The organism is uncultured Virgibacillus sp., assembly GCF_947495635.1.
Lineage (GTDB): Bacteria > Bacillota > Bacilli > Bacillales > Amphibacillaceae > Virgibacillus > Virgibacillus salarius.
Genome location: NZ_CANMAB010000002.1, coordinates 21,399 through 39,136, shown reverse-complemented (window position 1 = coordinate 39,136; position 17,738 = coordinate 21,399). Strand labels below are relative to the sequence as shown.

22 protein-coding genes and 2 pseudogenes are annotated in these 17,738 nt (G+C 34.4%); all 24 read right to left on the bottom strand.

All coding sequences use genetic code 11. The features are described 5' to 3' along the window. Positions 1 to 221: 221 nt before the first annotated feature. Positions 222 to 773: an AAA family ATPase gene (locus Q1A47_RS00820; protein WP_026681571.1), complete on the bottom strand. Its 552-nt coding sequence runs from the start codon at positions 771 to 773 to the stop codon at positions 222 to 224. A gap of 415 nt (positions 774 to 1,188) precedes the next feature. Further along, positions 1,189 to 1,992 carry a CPBP family intramembrane glutamic endopeptidase gene (locus Q1A47_RS00815; RefSeq protein WP_034679140.1) on the bottom strand — a complete coding sequence of 268 codons (804 nt, stop codon included), beginning with the start codon at positions 1,990 to 1,992 and terminating at the stop codon, positions 1,189 to 1,191. Between the two features lie 193 nt (positions 1,993 to 2,185). Next, positions 2,186 to 2,302: a helix-turn-helix transcriptional regulator gene (locus Q1A47_RS00810; protein ID WP_080668688.1), complete on the bottom strand. Its 117-nt coding sequence runs from the start codon at positions 2,300 to 2,302 to the stop codon at positions 2,186 to 2,188. A 60-nt stretch (positions 2,303 to 2,362) separates the two neighbouring features. Then, entirely contained in the window at positions 2,363 to 2,704 is a 342-nt protein-coding gene (locus tag Q1A47_RS00805) for a hypothetical protein (RefSeq protein ID WP_281948873.1), read from the bottom strand. 163 nt (positions 2,705 to 2,867) lie between these two features. After that, positions 2,868 to 3,179, bottom strand: coding sequence for a TIGR04104 family putative zinc finger protein (locus Q1A47_RS00800; RefSeq protein ID WP_166529772.1), 312 nt, complete (start codon positions 3,177 to 3,179; stop codon positions 2,868 to 2,870). A gap of 69 nt (positions 3,180 to 3,248) precedes the next feature. Next, positions 3,249 to 3,476: a DUF3953 domain-containing protein gene (locus Q1A47_RS00795; RefSeq protein ID WP_026681575.1), complete on the bottom strand. Its 228-nt coding sequence runs from the start codon at positions 3,474 to 3,476 to the stop codon at positions 3,249 to 3,251. A 64-nt stretch (positions 3,477 to 3,540) separates the two neighbouring features. Further along, complete coding sequence (locus tag Q1A47_RS00790; protein WP_121605591.1) at positions 3,541 to 3,765, bottom strand: hypothetical protein; 225 nt, start codon at positions 3,763 to 3,765, stop codon at positions 3,541 to 3,543. 224 nt (positions 3,766 to 3,989) lie between these two features. After that, positions 3,990 to 5,924, bottom strand: coding sequence for an asparagine synthase (glutamine-hydrolyzing) (gene asnB / locus Q1A47_RS00785; RefSeq protein WP_166529771.1), 1,935 nt, complete (start codon positions 5,922 to 5,924; stop codon positions 3,990 to 3,992). Between the two features lie 246 nt (positions 5,925 to 6,170). After that, a complete protein-coding gene (locus tag Q1A47_RS00780) occupies positions 6,171 to 7,019 on the bottom strand; it encodes a sialate O-acetylesterase (RefSeq protein ID WP_026681577.1) in 849 nt (282 codons plus the stop codon). A gap of 179 nt (positions 7,020 to 7,198) precedes the next feature. Beyond that, on the bottom strand, positions 7,199 to 8,188 hold the full coding sequence (locus Q1A47_RS00775; RefSeq protein WP_166529770.1) for a zinc-dependent alcohol dehydrogenase family protein: 990 nt from the start codon (positions 8,186 to 8,188) through the stop codon (positions 7,199 to 7,201). Between the two features lie 158 nt (positions 8,189 to 8,346). Beyond that, positions 8,347 to 8,652 carry a hypothetical protein gene (locus Q1A47_RS00770; RefSeq protein ID WP_026681579.1) on the bottom strand — a complete coding sequence of 102 codons (306 nt, stop codon included), beginning with the start codon at positions 8,650 to 8,652 and terminating at the stop codon, positions 8,347 to 8,349. A 300-nt stretch (positions 8,653 to 8,952) separates the two neighbouring features. Next, on the bottom strand, positions 8,953 to 9,240 hold the full coding sequence (locus Q1A47_RS00765; protein WP_026681580.1) for a hypothetical protein: 288 nt from the start codon (positions 9,238 to 9,240) through the stop codon (positions 8,953 to 8,955). A gap of 106 nt (positions 9,241 to 9,346) precedes the next feature. Further along, positions 9,347 to 9,769: a PH domain-containing protein gene (locus tag Q1A47_RS00760; protein WP_026681581.1), complete on the bottom strand. Its 423-nt coding sequence runs from the start codon at positions 9,767 to 9,769 to the stop codon at positions 9,347 to 9,349. Between the two features lie 121 nt (positions 9,770 to 9,890). Next, a complete protein-coding gene (locus Q1A47_RS00755; RefSeq protein ID WP_299629766.1) occupies positions 9,891 to 10,124 on the bottom strand; it encodes a hypothetical protein in 234 nt (77 codons plus the stop codon). A gap of 211 nt (positions 10,125 to 10,335) precedes the next feature. Further along, positions 10,336 to 11,217, bottom strand: a complete 882-nt coding sequence (locus Q1A47_RS00750) for a GNAT family N-acetyltransferase (RefSeq protein WP_026681583.1) — start codon at positions 11,215 to 11,217, stop codon at positions 10,336 to 10,338. A 165-nt stretch (positions 11,218 to 11,382) separates the two neighbouring features. Then, positions 11,383 to 12,150, bottom strand: a complete 768-nt coding sequence (locus Q1A47_RS00745; RefSeq protein ID WP_026681584.1) for a GNAT family N-acetyltransferase — start codon at positions 12,148 to 12,150, stop codon at positions 11,383 to 11,385. A gap of 391 nt (positions 12,151 to 12,541) precedes the next feature. Next, complete coding sequence (locus Q1A47_RS00740) at positions 12,542 to 12,733, bottom strand: hypothetical protein (RefSeq protein ID WP_026681585.1); 192 nt, start codon at positions 12,731 to 12,733, stop codon at positions 12,542 to 12,544. A gap of 157 nt (positions 12,734 to 12,890) precedes the next feature. Beyond that, positions 12,891 to 13,208 (bottom strand): hypothetical protein, encoded by a 318-nt coding sequence (locus Q1A47_RS00735; protein WP_166529769.1) that lies wholly within the window; start codon positions 13,206 to 13,208, stop codon positions 12,891 to 12,893. A 130-nt stretch (positions 13,209 to 13,338) separates the two neighbouring features. Then, the gene (locus tag Q1A47_RS00730) at positions 13,339 to 13,866 is read right to left on the bottom strand and encodes a GNAT family N-acetyltransferase (RefSeq protein WP_166529768.1); all 528 of its coding nucleotides are present in this window, start codon (positions 13,864 to 13,866) and stop codon (positions 13,339 to 13,341) included. A gap of 165 nt (positions 13,867 to 14,031) precedes the next feature. Continuing rightward, complete coding sequence (locus Q1A47_RS00725; RefSeq protein ID WP_166529767.1) at positions 14,032 to 14,547, bottom strand: GrpB family protein; 516 nt, start codon at positions 14,545 to 14,547, stop codon at positions 14,032 to 14,034. Between the two features lie 37 nt (positions 14,548 to 14,584). Next, positions 14,585 to 14,869: pseudogene (locus tag Q1A47_RS00720) on the bottom strand (hypothetical protein); the annotation flags it as partial. Between the two features lie 301 nt (positions 14,870 to 15,170). Next, the gene (locus Q1A47_RS00715) at positions 15,171 to 15,827 is read right to left on the bottom strand and encodes a Type 1 glutamine amidotransferase-like domain-containing protein (RefSeq protein WP_166529788.1); all 657 of its coding nucleotides are present in this window, start codon (positions 15,825 to 15,827) and stop codon (positions 15,171 to 15,173) included. 192 nt (positions 15,828 to 16,019) lie between these two features. Beyond that, positions 16,020 to 16,207 (bottom strand): annotated as a pseudogene (locus Q1A47_RS00710) (ketoacyl-ACP synthase III); the annotation flags it as partial. Positions 16,208 to 16,289: 82 nt separating this feature from the next. Beyond that, a complete protein-coding gene (sufB, locus tag Q1A47_RS00705; RefSeq protein WP_026681590.1) occupies positions 16,290 to 17,687 on the bottom strand; it encodes a Fe-S cluster assembly protein SufB in 1,398 nt (465 codons plus the stop codon). Positions 17,688 to 17,738 lie beyond the last annotated feature (51 nt).

Here is a 17,738-nt window from a genome sequence, read left to right as displayed (position 1 = left end):
TGTAAGATTGGGAAAGTAATGTATTGTAGCTAGCAGGATTCGTATTTTTCCTTCCCAAAGTAGCAATTCCTATCAAACTTCTCATACAAAAAAAGCTTGTTTTTCTAGTATGGTTCATGCTTATTAACAGTCATAGCAGAATACAGGAAGAGATATTTTAGCTACGAAATACTTTCGAAGGATACACGACTCAATTAGCACGGCCATTACAACAATTACCTTCATGATTTAACATTCTTAAGGACAAAGCTTGCTCTCTGCTTCACCCCTATTTTTGGTACCTCAATAAGCTCATAATCAAGTTGCTCATAAATCCTAAACATAGCTTGATAAGTTACGACCGCTTCTTCATAATCTTGTTTTCTCTCATCATCATTTTGGTATATGTCCTTCCAAGGTGGTAAAATAAATACCTTTTTATTATACCTGTAGCTTTTGACGGCGTAGTCAAGCTGTTCCGAAACAGGAATGTTTATTAAATATGTATAGGTAAGCGTATCTGGAATGCCCCGATCGAAAAATAGGGGTTGGCTAGAAGGATTCGTCAATGCTGAAAGATAACTTTCTATGGATTGAACTAGCATGAGATCACGATATTTTGTTACATTTCCCCAAGGCAGAGCATCACCATTCGAAGCAAGCTGTGCTTTAATAATCTCCCTTGCAACCTCAGGAACAAACGATTGATTATGTTTCTTTAATTCATGCAACAGGGTCGTTTTTCCAGATCCTGGTCCTCCGGTAATAATGATAAAGTCATTTCTTACTATCATTAAAAAATTCCTTTCTTTGTTCAAAAATAAGATGCAATCTATTTGTAGCATACTGTGAAGTAATAAATAGTAGTGAATCGTTTATGTAATTTCGGCATGATATATGTAGAAGAATTATTAAAATCCTGGCGTTATAGGAAAAATAAAGAGAAGGCTCAAATCTTATTGGGCTGATTGGGGAAAAAAGGATTCGGGTAAAGTTTAACGTTTTAACAATCGCAAATGTTATAAGCTCAGATAGATAATAATATATCCCTGTTAGAAATAGTGATTTTCAACTCCTACTCCGTTAACAGAATAAACTTCGTGCTAGAATACCATCGCCTCTTATGACCGCTAATAATTGAAAGAAGCAAATGTTCCAAAGTGTTCCACACGCTTTCAATTATTCACACGCCTCAGCTTTATCACTAACCTAGGTTTTCTTGTATAGAATTTCCTTCGGATTTATTATAATTAATATAATTGCGAAAGCAAAATAAGCAAGCATAACATATACCAAAATATCTAATAATTCTCCTTTTATCAACACAAGAGAAAAATTAAATAGTTGGTGAGAAATAATTGGTATCATTAGGTTCTTATTTAGGTTGTAGAACAGCGTCATAATAATTGAAAAAGATATAATTCCAATCATAAAAAGTACGATGTACTTGATTAAATTGACTGCAGTATAGCCTGAGACAAACCATAGTGGGGTATGCCAAAATCCCCATAAAACGCCTACTAATAGGGCTGATTTCAAGGGAGAGTACTTTTTTTGAAGTTCATTTAAAGCATATCCTCTCCAACCTAATTCTTCACCTAAAGGTCCCCTTACTAAATTATCTAAGAATGCAAAGAACAATAATCCAAGACCTGTAAAGGATAGTGCCAAGTTTTGAGTATCGTTTGTAATGGTTAGAAGAAATAAAGTCACAGCGATAATCATAACCTGAATAATCACCATGGTACTAAGAGAGGAAAACCTAATTTTGGGAGAAAATTGGTCCTTTACAAAGTCTTTTAACTTTAAACCCGGATAGATCTTTCTAAATAAAATAACGAAGGCAAAGGTTGGTGACCATGCAGAGATGATTTGCAAGAGGTTTGTTATGCTACTAGGTGCTCCAAAAATCATACTTATCCCGATAAATATAAAAAATACAAAGAATATTACATAGCTTGTACTAACAAAACTTAGTAATGGGTGCTTTAATGCTTTTTTCACTTTTATCATAATAATCCACCTCGTTAAATCGTTCGTAAATGGATTATATAATTATTAATAATCAAATGCTTCAGACTAGAGGCTGAAACGCTATGTTTTTTGTTGAATACTCCAGTAACAATCATTAAACAAGCTGGCTCGATTTAGAAAGTCACCTTCTTATGTGAGAATGGTACCCTTCATGTTTCAGGATAGAGGTAGCTTATTTTTTGAAAACATCATCTACAGTTGTACCAAGAACAGCTGCTATTTTAAACGCAAGCTGCAGTGTAGGGTCATATCGGTCGTTTTCAATTGCATTAATTGTTTGCCTTGACACATTACATTTTTTTGCTAACGATCTTGTGTGAACCCTTAGTTTTTCCGAAGCTTTGTAATTTTATTTTCCATTTCCACTCATCCGCCGTCTATAAATCCAGTAATATACAAAGTAGCTAATAATCGCAATAAAAAAGTAAAATAAGCCTGGATATTCAAACTCTACCATTGCTAAACGCTCATCATTTAAGTTAAAAAAGTCAAAAACAAAATTAATAATAAAAAATACAATTAGCAGTAACCAACTGTTTACGATTGCCTTTTGTTTAATCAACTGCGAACGCTCATCATCCTTTGTCTTAACTCCACCATATTCATCCGTGCCAGTAACCCAGCCTATAATAAAAAACACAGCCAATCCAACCAAAAACGGAACCGTCCATTTTACTAACAATGCTATCACCTTCTAAAAATGTCAAAAATTCTTTCCATTTACTGTATCGTAAAAGACTTGCTTATGTCAAAACATTTTTACATAAATTATCCAGCACCGTGCTACATAAAAGATGATAGCAAAGCAAAACACGCTCATTCTTATGCCTTCGGGAAGAGCTTGGTCGGTTGCTTTATTTTTCAAAAAAATTAAAGTCTTCTTCTATATTGCTTAGTCTTATTAAAAACGGATGAAGTGACATAATCAAAAAGAACAAAACAGGAAATAAACGAAGCAAGATAATTCCAGGAATATCAAAGAAAATATTAAATAATAGTGGTAGAGGAACGAAAAAATTCAGAAGCCCTGCTTTCTTTTTTGACTTTTGTGTTAGATATTGTTTTTCTCTACAATAGGGGCAAGTCATTCCGGTATCCAATGTAAACATCTTCTTAAGGGTTTGTTTCCAGCTCCACTTGTTATTGCACTTTTGACAGATAGGCATTGAATTTATCACTCCTTGTTAAACACTGAGTTTCAATCGAGGTGCAACATTTATGCAATGCTAGCACTGTTAGCTTATTAAAGTATAGATTGTAACAAAAAAGCTAAAACCAGATGCAAGCATAAGCGTAATGGCAGTTGGCTTTCGTTTTTTAAATTCAATAATGCCTGTAACAAAGAGCATTGTCCCTAAAAATAATAATATATAAGGAATTATTACTTCAGATGTATCCGTTATCAAACCATAACTTGATAATGAAACTACAATAATAGCTAACACAAGTCTAAGTACTTTCAATAATATCTCCCCCAAAAACTAAAATGTAATATGCTATTTATTAATAGTTATATAAGGAAAATGATTAATTAAATAGCCAACCACTAATAACTTGAAAAGCTACTATTGCAACTGCTATAGCTGGACCAACGATAAGAACTCCAATGAACAATGATTTTAATATATCTCCTATAATGAAGAGTGGTTTGCCACCGTTTTCCATGTCATCTATTTTATTGCTCCTATGCTGTAATGATTTATTTATATTTTTTAACTCCTCTAAGATTTGGCGTTCCGTACTATTTTCCATATCAAATCTCTCCTTTCAGATTTACGAACAGGCTCGAGCCAAGAAAATTAATGGAACATGGTATCCCTATTGTTTCATACCAATTATCAAAGTAGTTTGACTGCTTTTAAGTTAAAAGTTAAAGCCCCTTCCTAAAAGATAGTGGGGGCTTTGCTTTTTCGATGACCTATCCATAATACTTTCCATAGATAAATGGTTACTGCTAGCAATCTTCGATTCTTGTTTTACATATTGATACAAGTTGTCTTACCTTCAGCTGTATACCAGCACTTCTTTTCTTGTTCCATTTTTTGAATATCTTCCTTTTTGAATGTTCCTTCTATAAAGTTCTGATGCCACACCATAAACATAAGAACTGTCCAAATTTTCCTGCTATAATCAACTTTTCCCTGACAATGCGCTTGAAGTAATTGTAAAATGTAATCCTTGTGTAGCAAATGATCTGTTTCACTGTTTCGAATAAGTTGTTTAGCCCAACTGTTCAATTCATTTTTCAACCAATGGCGAATAGGTACTGGGAAGCCTAACTTCTTACGATCAAGTACATGATCAGGAATAATCCCACGAGAAGCTTCTCGGAGAATCTGTTTTGTTGTACCATTAGCAATTTTCATATCAACAGGAAGTTGCCTAGCAACCTGAAAGACTTCTTTATCCAAAAAAGGCACGCGTAATTCAAGGGAATTAGCCATTGTTACTCGATCTGCTTTTAATAGTATGTCACCACGCATCCATGTATTAATATCAATATATTGCATTTGATTTACCAATGGATATTCCTCTACATTATCAAATAGTGATTCAGTGATTTGCTGATATTGTACATGGTCGTTGTATTTCTTTAATAGTTTTCGTTTTTCTTCTTCTTCAAACATCTTAGCATTTCCAATATAGCGGTCACGTAAAGGAGTTGTACCACGATACAGGAAGCTTTTACCTTTTACACCTTCAGGTAAAACAGCTGAAACTTTAGCTAGCAAACCTCTTACAGGTGCTGGAACGGAATCAAATACCTTTAGGGATTCCGGTTCACGGTATATATTATAGCCACCAAATAGTTCATCAGACCCTTCTCCGGATAAAACTACTTTTACATGTTGACTTGCTTCCGTTGACACAAAATAAAGTGGCACACAAGAGGGGTCAGCCAATGGATCATCCATATGCCACATTATTTTTGGTAGGCTATTTATATATTCTTCAGGAGAAATAATTGTAGCTATATTTTCCACATTTAATTTATCTGCAGTTTTTTTAGCTACATCCATTTCGGAAAATCCTTCTCGCTCAAATCCTACTGAAAATGTTTTAATATTTGGATTGAATTCCCTCGCAATAGAAACAATTAAGGTTGAATCAATCCCTCCAGACAAAAATGATCCTACCGGCACATCGCTACGCAAATGCTTATTCACCGAATCGTACATTACATCTTGAATTTGTTTTATCCAATCATGTTTGTCCTTAGTTACTGGCTGAAATGTAGCATGCCAATATTGAGTAAATACAATTGATTCACCTGGTTTCTTTTTAAAATAGTGACCAGGTTTTACCTTTTTTATCCTACGGGACAATGTCATTGGTTCTGGGACGTATTGAAAGCTGAAGTAGTGTTGTAATGCATCTAGATTTACTTCCTCCTTTTCCATCATTAATGAGATACTTTTCTTCTCTGAGGCAAAGCATGTCCCTAAATCATTTTCATAATAGAAAAGCGGTTTAATTCCAAATGGATCTCTTGCACCATAAAATTCTTTCCTTTCTTTATCCCAGATTAGAATAGAAAACATTCCTCTTAAGTATTTAAATGCCTCCTCTCTATACTTAACAAATAAAGCTGCAATCACTTCTGTGTCTGAATCAGTGTCAAAGTGATAACCCTCTTTAATCAGGTCTTGTCTAAGTTCTAAATAATTATAAATCTCCCCATTAAAAACCATCCATATTTGCTTATCATTATAGCTTAATGGTTGTGTTCCACTCTCTATATCAATAATACTTAATCGGCGGAACCCAAATGATACATAGGAGTCAAAATAATATTGCTCCTCATCCGGACCGCGGTGGGTTATAATATTATTTTGTTCCTTAAATTGCGCAATATCTTGTTCAGATCTTTCCATTGGAGTATCAAATAACATACCTACAAATCCACACATATCATATATCCTCTCTAAAAAAGGGAAGGCCCTATCAAAATTGTAATATTAACGTTACATTAAAGTAATGCAATAGAAATATTTTAACATGAATTTAAATAAAGAACCATCATTTAAATGATATGTAAAATAATGGTTTTACATGAGAATCAAAATTATATCTGAGTACACACGATCCTATAGAAATTAAGCAATTTCTTCATGATAAGACATTTTTAGAAGTGAAGCATTATTACATTAGAGAATTTACTTGCTTTCATTAATATTGGAGACATTCATAGAAAACTCCTCAAAACTTAATTGTCCTAAGGCAAACTTCATACTTTGAACAAATATACGTTCATTTTTAGTTAGTTCTCGTTTTGCTTCCTTTTCAATCCATTCATGCTCTATGTCCAAAATATCCAAAACATGCTTTTGTTTTGAAAAAGCTTCATAGTATCTTAATCCAAATTTTCTTTGGGAGATTGCATCAATATGAATGCCATCTGGATTTGCTGTTAAGTCTTTTGATGTTACAATATAGCAATTTTTTTCGGTATGAGCTACTTTAGATAATATCTGGTTTATTTGTTTATATTCTACAGCGCTTTTTCCAAATCCGACCTCTCCAAGGTAATGGCCCAATTCACCGATAATAATCGGGATATCTGGTGCATTCAATTCTTTTCTCAAGTGTTTAAATAATGAAAGCAATTTATCTTCATACGTCTGATAACGTTCTCCGTAACTGTCGCTTTCTCCTTGATGCCACAGAATTCCCACTATTTCACTTGTTTCCATAGCGAATTTTGCTTCAGAAATCGCATGTCTTGTTAATAGTCCATCAATTGACCACTCATCAATAGAGCTTCCTCCCTCGGCACAGGTTATTAGCCCAATGGACTCGCCCTGATGATCCTCTGTCCATGCCTGAGCAAAAGAGGCTGCCGGCCCAATACCAGATACGTGACGATCAAAATTAAGCGGTTCTGCCATCATTTGCCATCTGCCGTTTCGCAACATATGTATGTACTCATTATAAATTGGCGGTACATCCTCAATAAATCCTCTGCCTGCCATATTTGATTGTCCGATTAATAATATAGATTTCATCGAAAAACCTTCTTTCTTTGTTTGCAATGGTCTAATTAGACTAAATGGGGTTAAGAGTATTACTCAATTAGTCTTTTTGTCAAGTCAATTTTGTCTTTATTCAACTAAATAGCCCTTTAATGAAAATGAGCGCTGACCCTTATTCGGAAAAGCGCCCGTTAACGGAATAAGCAGTCCTATCAGTTCGTTAAAATCACTTTGCCTTGATTTCCCCTCGATAATTCAACAATCCGAACAGCTTCCTGTATTTCCGATAAACTGTGATATGATTTAGGTCTCATAAGCCTTAATTTTTTACCATTAACCAATGTTATTAAATGGTTAAATGTCTCCTGCCAAACATCGGCTGAGACTCTTTTATTCCAATGCCGCAAATGAAATAACTTTGCGTTCACTTTTGCCTCATTTGTAATCCTAGCCCAGTCTACTTGGATTCCTGATAAAAGACCTAAGGTTAAAAAAGTACTTTCAGGACGAACGCAAAAAGCTAGATCATTACCGACTGATCCCCCAATTGAATCAATAGCTGCATCGGCCCCAAACCCACCAGATAAATCCATAACTGTTTCACGTAATGGATCTATAGAGGTATTAATTACATAAGAAGCACCAAGCCTTATTAGATCCTTTGAATACTCATCATTCCTAGTTATCGCAATTAGCCGGAAGCCCAGCACTTTAGATAATTGGGCAAAAATATGCCCGATAGATGAACCACAGGCATTGACTAAGAGGATATCATTTGGTCTTAATCCTAACTCCTGAGTACAGATGACCAAGGCTGTAATTGGATTTATGTACATTTGCGCAGCTGTAAAGTCATCAATAGAATCTGGAATTGCCACTGTAAATTCTGCTGATGTTTTAACAAACTCCTGCCAAGTACCTTCTCCCCTTATAGGCAAAACCCGCTTGCCGATAAGATTTTGAGATAACAAGGAACCTACGTTTTCGACAATTCCAACTCCCTCATAACCCGGAATATTTGGTAAAGAAATTCTGTGAGAGTAAGCACCCCTTATCGGTATTAAATCAGATGGGTTAATTGGTCTAGCTACCATGCGTACAAGAACCTCGTTTTCTTTTGGGGGTTGAATGTCTTTATATTCAACTTTAAGTACTTCTTGGGGGTTGCCAAATTCATTGAATTTAAGGCATTTAGCTTTCAAGAAACCCTCTCCTTTGGTCATAAAAAATTACATTTATTGTAAACACATTTTCTTTCCTAAACAGTTCCATGTTCTTAAGCAATCTGCCCCTTTTCTTAAACACAGGACGCAGTTGTTTATTCCAGAATCGCGCCCGATTAATGAATGTTTCATTATTATTAAGCCAAACGGTTTGATTTTTGATGTAAAGTGTTATGCAGCTTTTTTCGGTATATATTCTGAAAAAGTTTGCTATCAATTTTATTACCACTGAACTTTCCAATGACTTTACGCACATCTTTATCATAAACAATTAGTTCTTTATAGTTTTTATTATTTAAAAGGTCTTGAAACCACTTATATTTCTTCAAGCGGTTTATATTACTACAAATATCTTCTTCATCGCCTTTTAAAAAAGGTAAATAAAGACCAATATTTAAAAATACAATCAAAGCTAGGATGAAAAAATAAAATATAAGTTTCAAATTACCCCTCCTGAAATAAAGCATTTAATTGAAATACGACTGCTCTTATGAAAGGTTTCATTTTATTAAACATTATGGGACCTATAGAAGCGCAGCTCTTATTCTACAACTGCGACCTATTCTGGAGTACGGTTATAAGATCTCTGAGTAGAAACAATCATTAACTAGGCTTTTAACTGAAGAAAAAAAGGAAACTCGGTTTCTACAATCGTAGATGTGGATAAGCATTTCTATAACAATATGGCCCGATTGAGGCGCAATTCCAGATAGGTGACCTAAGTGTTACCTGTTATTAATTTTTCAATGAGACTCCTTTGGTTTCGTTTTCCTTGCTGATATAAAGATTCCAGAAATAACTAGAGATATAATTGGAAAATATATATTCCAAGATGTGAAACTAATCTCCAAATCAGGATAATAATATTTTGCATACCATACTTCATACAACAAATTAAGAATTAATGTCACTAAAGGTCCGACAAAGATTCTTTTAGTAGTAACTGCTGACAAAACACCTAATCCAATTACTACAATAGGGACTATGACCAATTGCATTAAAAACTGGTCTATCGATTCAATAAAGTTCATATCAGTTCCCCCAATATTTCACGAAATTATACAACAATATGACCCAGCTCTGAAGCACACACATATTCAAGAAGCGAAGCGCGCCCTTTTCTGGAATAGTCTTACCTTAATTATTCTTGTCGTTGGAAAGATTATTGTCGACCTGAATATATTGATTTTCAGTTAATAAAACTCGAATAAACTCGGCTACATTTTTTGGAGAGACTATCGCTATATCATATTTCCGATGAATAATCTCTATTCTATCAATGGATAGTGCAGGTCCTGCCAATGGATTTTTTGTAGCATTCAATCTTTTTATTTCATTAATCTTCACTGTGCTTCTAAATGGGCCTGATTTGATTTTAATAAGTCCTTCTTCAATTTTATAACCAGTTCCAAACCACAACCATAAAAGCAGACAAATTATTAGCAAACCTATAATATAGCTTACTACGCTTTTATAAGTTATCATCTGCCAGCCCATTAAAAGTGTTACTCCCCAAATTATTAAAGCTAACCAATTGTCTTTCTTGGATGGGAAATACAAATTAATCGTCCCCCTTGTTTTACTCAATCAAATGGCCCAATTCTAGAACACTACTTATTCAACAACTGCGCCCGTTGCGGCATAATGTAAATGTTATGATTCCCGAGATACACTTCCTGAATTACTGTGGCTTTATATTTTCGGAATGACTTTGATTGAATCTTTTTATATATTTGTTTTTCTTAGTAAAAAACGCAAAAATTACATTTATAAAAACTGGCAGTAAACTTAATAAAAAGAATCCCCAATTATTTGTAATTAAAGATAATGCTAAGAAGAAATCGATTACACTGGATAAAATGTAAACAGTACGTTCAGAAAAAACTTGAACTTCTGAGCTGTATATTTTAGCCATAATCAATAAAAGGACCATCAAATTGATCCCCATTCGTATGAGCCCAGTCATATAAAGCACTGTAAGCGTAACTAATAATGTTATAATTACCTATATGTATGGTGTAGATATAATTTGTTTCCTCCCCAAAAAAATTTTAATCTAGTATCTTTTACTTTCTCTTCTAATATTATTTGTTAACATACTTCTACATCAAACTGAGAAAAAATGATTACATTTCTTTCGTCATGTAAACCTGTTGAGCTATTGTTTGAAATCCAATCTGTTTCAAAATGGTAAGAGGTAATTCGCTTTTGGTAATCGGTAAATTAGGAATTGTTCGAATGATATCATCCTTAAAATCTCCAAAAACCTCCCCTAACATAAAATAGACAATTTCCTCACTATCTGTCAGGTCTGGTTTCGACTCACACTGAAACAAAATAGTACTTAGATGTCTCCCTTGAGAATTAAATATTTTTTGATAATAAGCATAGCCAAGTTCATTTCCACTATCATCTTTGACGATGATCCCTTCACCATTTTTGGCACTTTGCCATTGCGTTTGCCAAGGATTCATTGTTTTATAAAACAGAAGTTGACCTATTTGCTGAGGTGCTACTCGTTCGACATTATATTTTCTATTTGAATCTTTAATCGGATTTTGTAATAACTTTCCCTTGAGTGTTAAATACTCTAAATTGTCATAGATTAAATAGCCCATATTTTTATATAGAGAAATGGCTTTAGTATTATTACTTATTGCCTCAAGTGTTGCTAGATCTACTCCTTCTTCTTTTAAAATAGAGAGAGTTGACTCTATTAATATTTTTCCAACTCCTTTGCTTCTATATTCCTTAGCAACACCTGTTCCTCCATTCCAGGCAACTTTTTTTCCTTTAACCTTTCTTACACCATTCATTACAATTCCTATAGGTTGGTTATCTTTAAAGGCTACTATAGATAATAAAGGTGAAAGATCTTCATTGACCATCCTTTTTATAAGATTTTCAGGAGTCGTTGTCGTATCAATATAATACCCCGCAAAACCTTCATTCCAAGATTTTACAGCTTCAGCTATTGTACAATCTATCAACCTTTTAATTTTAATCATGTTTTTAATTCCGCCAATCTTATTTAGTAATTTTCAAGAAATTCTTCCTATAATAGAACTTGGCTGTACTGACTCTTCAATTTTATTCTACAATATGGTTCTTTTTATGAAGAAGGCGCTTTCCTTATTTAAGAAAAGCGCCCTTTAACTTAATAAGAAAACCCCTTATTCAAATACTACCATTTCTCCGACATCTATAAATCCAAATCGCTTATAGATACTTTTCCCATCATCTGAAGCCTGTAATACAACTGGTTTTTGTTTATCCTTTGTTTGATTTAAAAGAAATTGAAACATTTCGCTGCCAAAACCTTTACCTCTAAATGCTTCTTTTGTCATCACATCATAAATACCGTAACTATCTTTGCTTTCTATTAATAAACCAGTAGTTACAGTCAGTTCACCTATGCATCCAATAAACATTTGAACTTCTACACCTAATTTTTCTTGTGAAAACCTATTAAAATAACTTTCTAATGCATCTTTTTCTGGTGAACCTCCAAATAGGCTCATAAAAACCTCTTTATATTTCATAAGTTCTTCATTACTTTTCACAGGGGTAATTATAAGCTGATGGGAATTACTTTGACTAACATTAAGCGTATTTTCAAGTTTCATCATTACATTACGTTCTGTTTCTTTAAGGTCATATTCTTGCATAAGTTCTTTCCATTCATCGTTTAAAAATTGAGCATCAATCCAAGTACTAAAGGGATATCCTTTAAAAGAAAAATTATCGATTCCATATCTAATCTTAACTGCATTTTTGATAGTTGGAGATTTTGGTAATAATACATTGAATGTATCAGTGGGGACTTTTGTATTCGCTATGACGAAATCTTCTTCACTTGTAAGTTCCCCACTAACTGCATGCGTAAATACTTTTAATTTTTCTTCAAAATTGTTGATTACAAATTGTTGATTTTTAATCATGTTTTTGCACCTTTCAATATATTTGTAGCGCGCTATTTTTTAAGGTCAATTAAATTCTAAATAAACTGTGTTCACAGTATTTATATCCTCCCATAATTTTCAGAAAACATGGAAGCGATTCATTTTCTTTTCTCAGTAATCTGGCCCGATTAATTAAGTGCTTATTCAGGATATAGCCCGATTGCAGGAAACTGTAAACCGATACTTAAACCTACACTTTTTCATTTAAACCTATAACCTTTAAGAAATCTTCCACTTCATCAGTTTTACTACCTGATTTTAAGTGATGCACCATATTCTTATTTTCTATATAAATAAAGAAATGATCTTCTTCCTTAGTATAGAATTCTACTTCTCGCCATTGATTCTCCAGTTCCCATTTCCTTTTACCTTAATTGATCTCACTATTGTCAAGGTCAAGTGCTACAAAATAGCCGTCCCAACCGTCCACTTCATCTAACTCATGAAGTATACGGTCATAATTATAAAATGTCTCCTTATTCCTTCTTATATTTTCTGGACTTCTAATACCCTCATATGTGTCCAGCCAACCTTCGGAAAACTTTAGAAATTCCTTCAACATGCTCTGGCAATCCTCTTTTAACTACAATCATGCTATTTCCTCCGTTTATATTTCCTTATGATTTTTAATTGGGAAATGAAAATCACTTCTCCAACAAACTGGTCCGATAATGAAAATGAGCGCTGACCCTTATTCCGAAAAGCGCCCGATTGTCTTACTATGCAGCTTTATCTCGATATAAAATCAACGTAAATACATTTAGTAAAATGGTGACAACAACAAGTACTGCTGAAAGAAAGGCCACAGCGCCTATTGTATCCATCAAGGCAGCCCAATCTTCAATTTTCACCAAATGAAGATTGAAAAAAATTTGTAAACATATAGCGATTGCACAAGCGCTGAAACTGATGATAGAAAGGGTGACCCATTTCTTATTATTTTGGTTTTTATTTCCCAAAAGACTAACAATAGGAATTATCCAAGCTACTAATCCAAGTATCAAACTGCCGATGTTAAGCCAACCAGCATCGAACATATTTCATCCCACCTCATTTTTTTCGATTCACCTTCTCAAAGCCTAATTAACAATAAATTATTCAATTAAATGGCCCGATAATGAAATCAAGGCGCTTCTTACTTCCATTAAAGCACCCGATTCCGGAAGATTACTTCCTAAGAAGGGAATAAACATATGTATCATATGCTTTTCCACCCTGGTACATATAGTCTCTTAAAACTCCCTCTTTTTGAAAACCTACTTTTTCTAATAATTTATTCGATGCATCATTTTCAATAAATACAACAGCACCTATACGGTTTAAACCCATAAGATCAAAACCATATGAAAGAACTTTAGATACAGCTTCTGAAATGTATCCTTTTCTCCACTGTTCTGGGTGAATTTCGTAACCAATTTCAGCTCGTTTATGTTTTGGAGACCAAGCATTGAAGCCAATTGTTCCAATTATGCCGTTGGTTCCTTTTCGCTCAATACCCCATCGTATGCCTCTTTTTTCACTATAGTTTTTTGAGAAGAAGTCTACGAATTTTTCTGCCTCTTCAATACTTTTCAATGTTTCCTGTCCGTAAAAACGTGTTAGATCGTCGTTAGAAAAACAAGCAAAAATACCTTCTGCATCTTCATTTGTTAATTCTCGTAATACTAGTCTATCTGTCTCTAATGTAGGAAACATATAATCTCACCCTTTTTTTAGTTTCTTAATTTGGAGATTTCCCTTTAATAACAATTATTTCAAAGTGCTATAAATTCCACAATCCCCATATTCCAGAAAATGGCCCTTTAATGAAAATGACCACTGACTCTTATTCCGGAAAAGCACCCTTTTCTGGAACAGTTGCTACTTTCCCTGTTCTTCAAACCACTTCAATGCCCTTTGTTCCATTTCTTTTATGAAAAGTTTTTTAGCTTTGCTGTAGTAAGCTGTATCGTCATATCGTTGAGCCAATTCTTCTTTCAAACATCTGTATTGCTCAACTTCTTTGGGATGGGTTCTTAAATAATCCCGAAAAACTAAATGCCGTTTAATTTGGGGATTATCAAACTGGTAAACATGGATATGATGGGTTCTCTTCTCTCCCCCTTTGCGAAATAATCGTCTACCTTGTATGCCCCATTCTCCAGCAACGTCATATCCAAGTAAGCGCATTTGGTCATTGAACATATCAATTTTTTCAATGTCTTTAACTAGACACATCATATCAATAACAGGCTTTGCATTCATCCCTAAGACGGAAGTACTCCCAAAATGTTCAAACCTGATTATTTCATCACCCAACACTTCGCCCAAAAATTGAGCCTCATCTTCAAACATTTTACTCCAATTTTCATCATACTCCGATAACCTAACTTTCAATTGTATCTCCCCTCGTAAAGCATTTTGTAATTTATCCTTACTCCACATAATGGCCCGTTTCACCACATAGTTTATTAGTATCATCTTCATTAAGTATAATAGTTGAGTAATCGATTATAGTATGATTATCATAAGTAAATGGATGCTCTAAATTGTTCTCATCTTCCAATACTCTTGGTAGATATCTTTTTAAGTTGCTCATTACACCCCTATTATCATAATCTAATATCCAATTGATTGACTTCCATTCTAATATACCTTCGTCAGTGTTTAAGGGAGTATGAATATGAACTTCATCTGGTAAATTAGCAAGAAATACATAGTTTCTTTATCATTATGCAAAACATTTTCTATCCAATCCCTTTGCTGCTCTACTGTCTTATTAAATTCATCTGAAGCAGTTGTTAAGAAAGTTCATTCTAGTACAACCTCTTTTTGTATTTGTAAAACTCTTGAAGCATCTTCAGCTTTTGCTGTTCGGATAACAATATCTTTAGGCAACTCATTCACTCCTTGATCTTCAATTAAATGGCCCTATTGAAGCGCAGCCCTTATTCTACAACTGCGCCCTTTTGCAGAATACCGTTCTGTACATCTATGTATATCAAAGTCATTTATTACAACTAAAGCGTCTCATCCAATTTCTGAATCTTTGACTGGGAAATTAAATACACATTGCCTAAAATGTCGATTTTGTCTCCCTTTATACGGACAGCGCAGTCTTTGTTCGACGCATAAATATTCATTTGTTCCGATAAGGGAGACAGTTCACTTTGAACCAGCGCAATGTTATTTTCAAGATCAAAATGTGACAGGACGGAAAAGTCGTCAAGGCCGATCCCGTCGTAAACAGAGCTTATTTCAACTTTATATCCAAGGCTTTTTGAGCATAACCATTTTGCGGACATGTTGATTGCACCAGCACTTGCTCCCATCACAACGGCTTTACTCTTTTTAATCAAATCCGACATTTCATATTCCATCAAAAAGTCATTTTGATTAAGGGTGTTTCCACCCAACAAGAAAATGGTTGATGCATTTTGAATTAATACTTGGGCCTCTTCCTTTTGTACGCGATAATTAATTAAATAATATTCATCAAATATAATGTCAGCCTGATCAAGCCACGATCGTTCAGTAGCACCATCATCTTCATATAAAAATGGATTTGAGCTAATCATTACAAGCGATTTTCTATCTACTATATCCTCTTGTAAAGCCCTACTCAAGTTCTTTGGAAAAAAATCGTTAAACCAACCTAAATAATAGTGAGTTTTCATTTTCATAAGTACCCCCGTAGCAAAATATAAATAAGATTTCTACTTTCTAAGTTTAATGCCCCTTTTCTTCTTCAAGAATCTGGCCCGATTCAGGCATAGTGTTTGTTGTTCCACAACTGCAGTTTGAACAATATAGTTGTTGCCCAATTCACCGTCTGAAGCCAAATACTAGGACAAAAACTTGTTTTTTTATTCAAACTCTACAGGTACTGCTCCTACACCATCACCAAATAAAATACAGGTAGATCGATCTTATAATCAGTAACTTTAGATACAGCTTCTACTCCAATGTCAAGAATTTTTTGTAAATTCAAAGTGATTAATCCATTGGCTACATGCAATCCATAAGTAAATCCTGTACAAGCAGCGTTTAAAACTATCAGAGCACAAATTGGGCACAAACATAAAATCCATTATAAAAACCCTTGCCACAAACATCGATGTGACAAGGGTTCCTAGTTGTTAACCTATAGAACCTTCCATTTCAAACTTGATAAGACGGTTCATTTCGACTGCATATTCCATTGGAAGTTCTTTTGTAAATGGCTCAATGAAGCCCATTACAATCATTTCTGTAGCTTCTTCTTCAGATAAGCCACGGCTCATCAAGTAAAAAAGCTGCTCTTCGGATACTTTGGACACTTTTGCTTCGTGCTCCAATGAAATATTGTCATTATTAATTTCATTGTATGGAATTGTATCAGAAGTCGATTCGTTATCCATAATTAGCGTATCACATTCAATGTTAGAGCGGGCACCTGTCGCTTTTCTTCCAAAGTGAACAAGGCCACGGTAAGATACCTTACCACCATGCTTCGAAATAGATTTTGAAACAATGGACGATGACGTATTTGGTGCTAAGTGATGCATTTTTGCACCAGCATCCTGTAGCTGACCTTTACCAGCAAGTGCGATAGATAACGTCATTCCACGTGCACCTTCTCCTTTTAGTAGAACTGCTGGATATTTCATTGTTAACTTCGAGCCAATATTACCATCAATCCATTCCATCGTTGCGTTCGCATCACAAGTCGCACGCTTGGTAACTAGATTATATACATTGTTTGCCCAGTTTTGGATAGTTGTATAGCGGCAATACCCATCTTTCTTAACGAAAATTTCAACTACCGCACTATGCAAGGAATTCGTTGTATACACTGGTGCAGTACATCCTTCAACATAATGCACAGATGCACCTTCATCGACAATGATCAATGTTCTTTCGAATTGTCCCATATTTTCCGAGTTAATACGGAAATACGCTTGTAGAGGTGTTGAAGTCTGAACACCTTTTGGTACATAAATGAAAGATCCACCTGACCAAACTGCTGAATTTAACGCTGCAAATTTATTATCCGTAGCAGGAATAACTTTCCCAAAATATTCTTTAAAGAGTTCTTCATTTTCTTTAAGAGCAGTATCTGTATCTTTAAACACAATTCCTAGCTCTTCTAGATCTTCTTTTAAACTGTGATATACAACCTCAGATTCATACTGTGCAGATACACCTGCCAAGTATTTTTGTTCGGCCTCAGGAATTCCTAATTTATCAAATGTCTGTTTGATTTCGTCTGGTACTTCATCCCAAGTTCTTCCTTGTCTTTCTGATGGCTTTACATAGTACACAATTTCATCGAAATTTAGTTCAGATAGATCGCCACCCCATTGCGGCATTGGGCGCTCGTAGAAATGCTCAAGTGCTTTTAAACGATAGTCAAGCATCCATTGCGGCTCTTCTTTCATTTTTGAAATTTCTTCAACTACTTCGCGAGTAAGACCTTTGCCTGAACGAAAAACCGAGACATCACGATCATGAAATCCATATTTATACTCTTCGATTTCCGGCATGTTTTTTGCCATTGATAAACCCTCCTTCAGGTATAAGTATAAAGCTAATAGAGAAATAGCAAT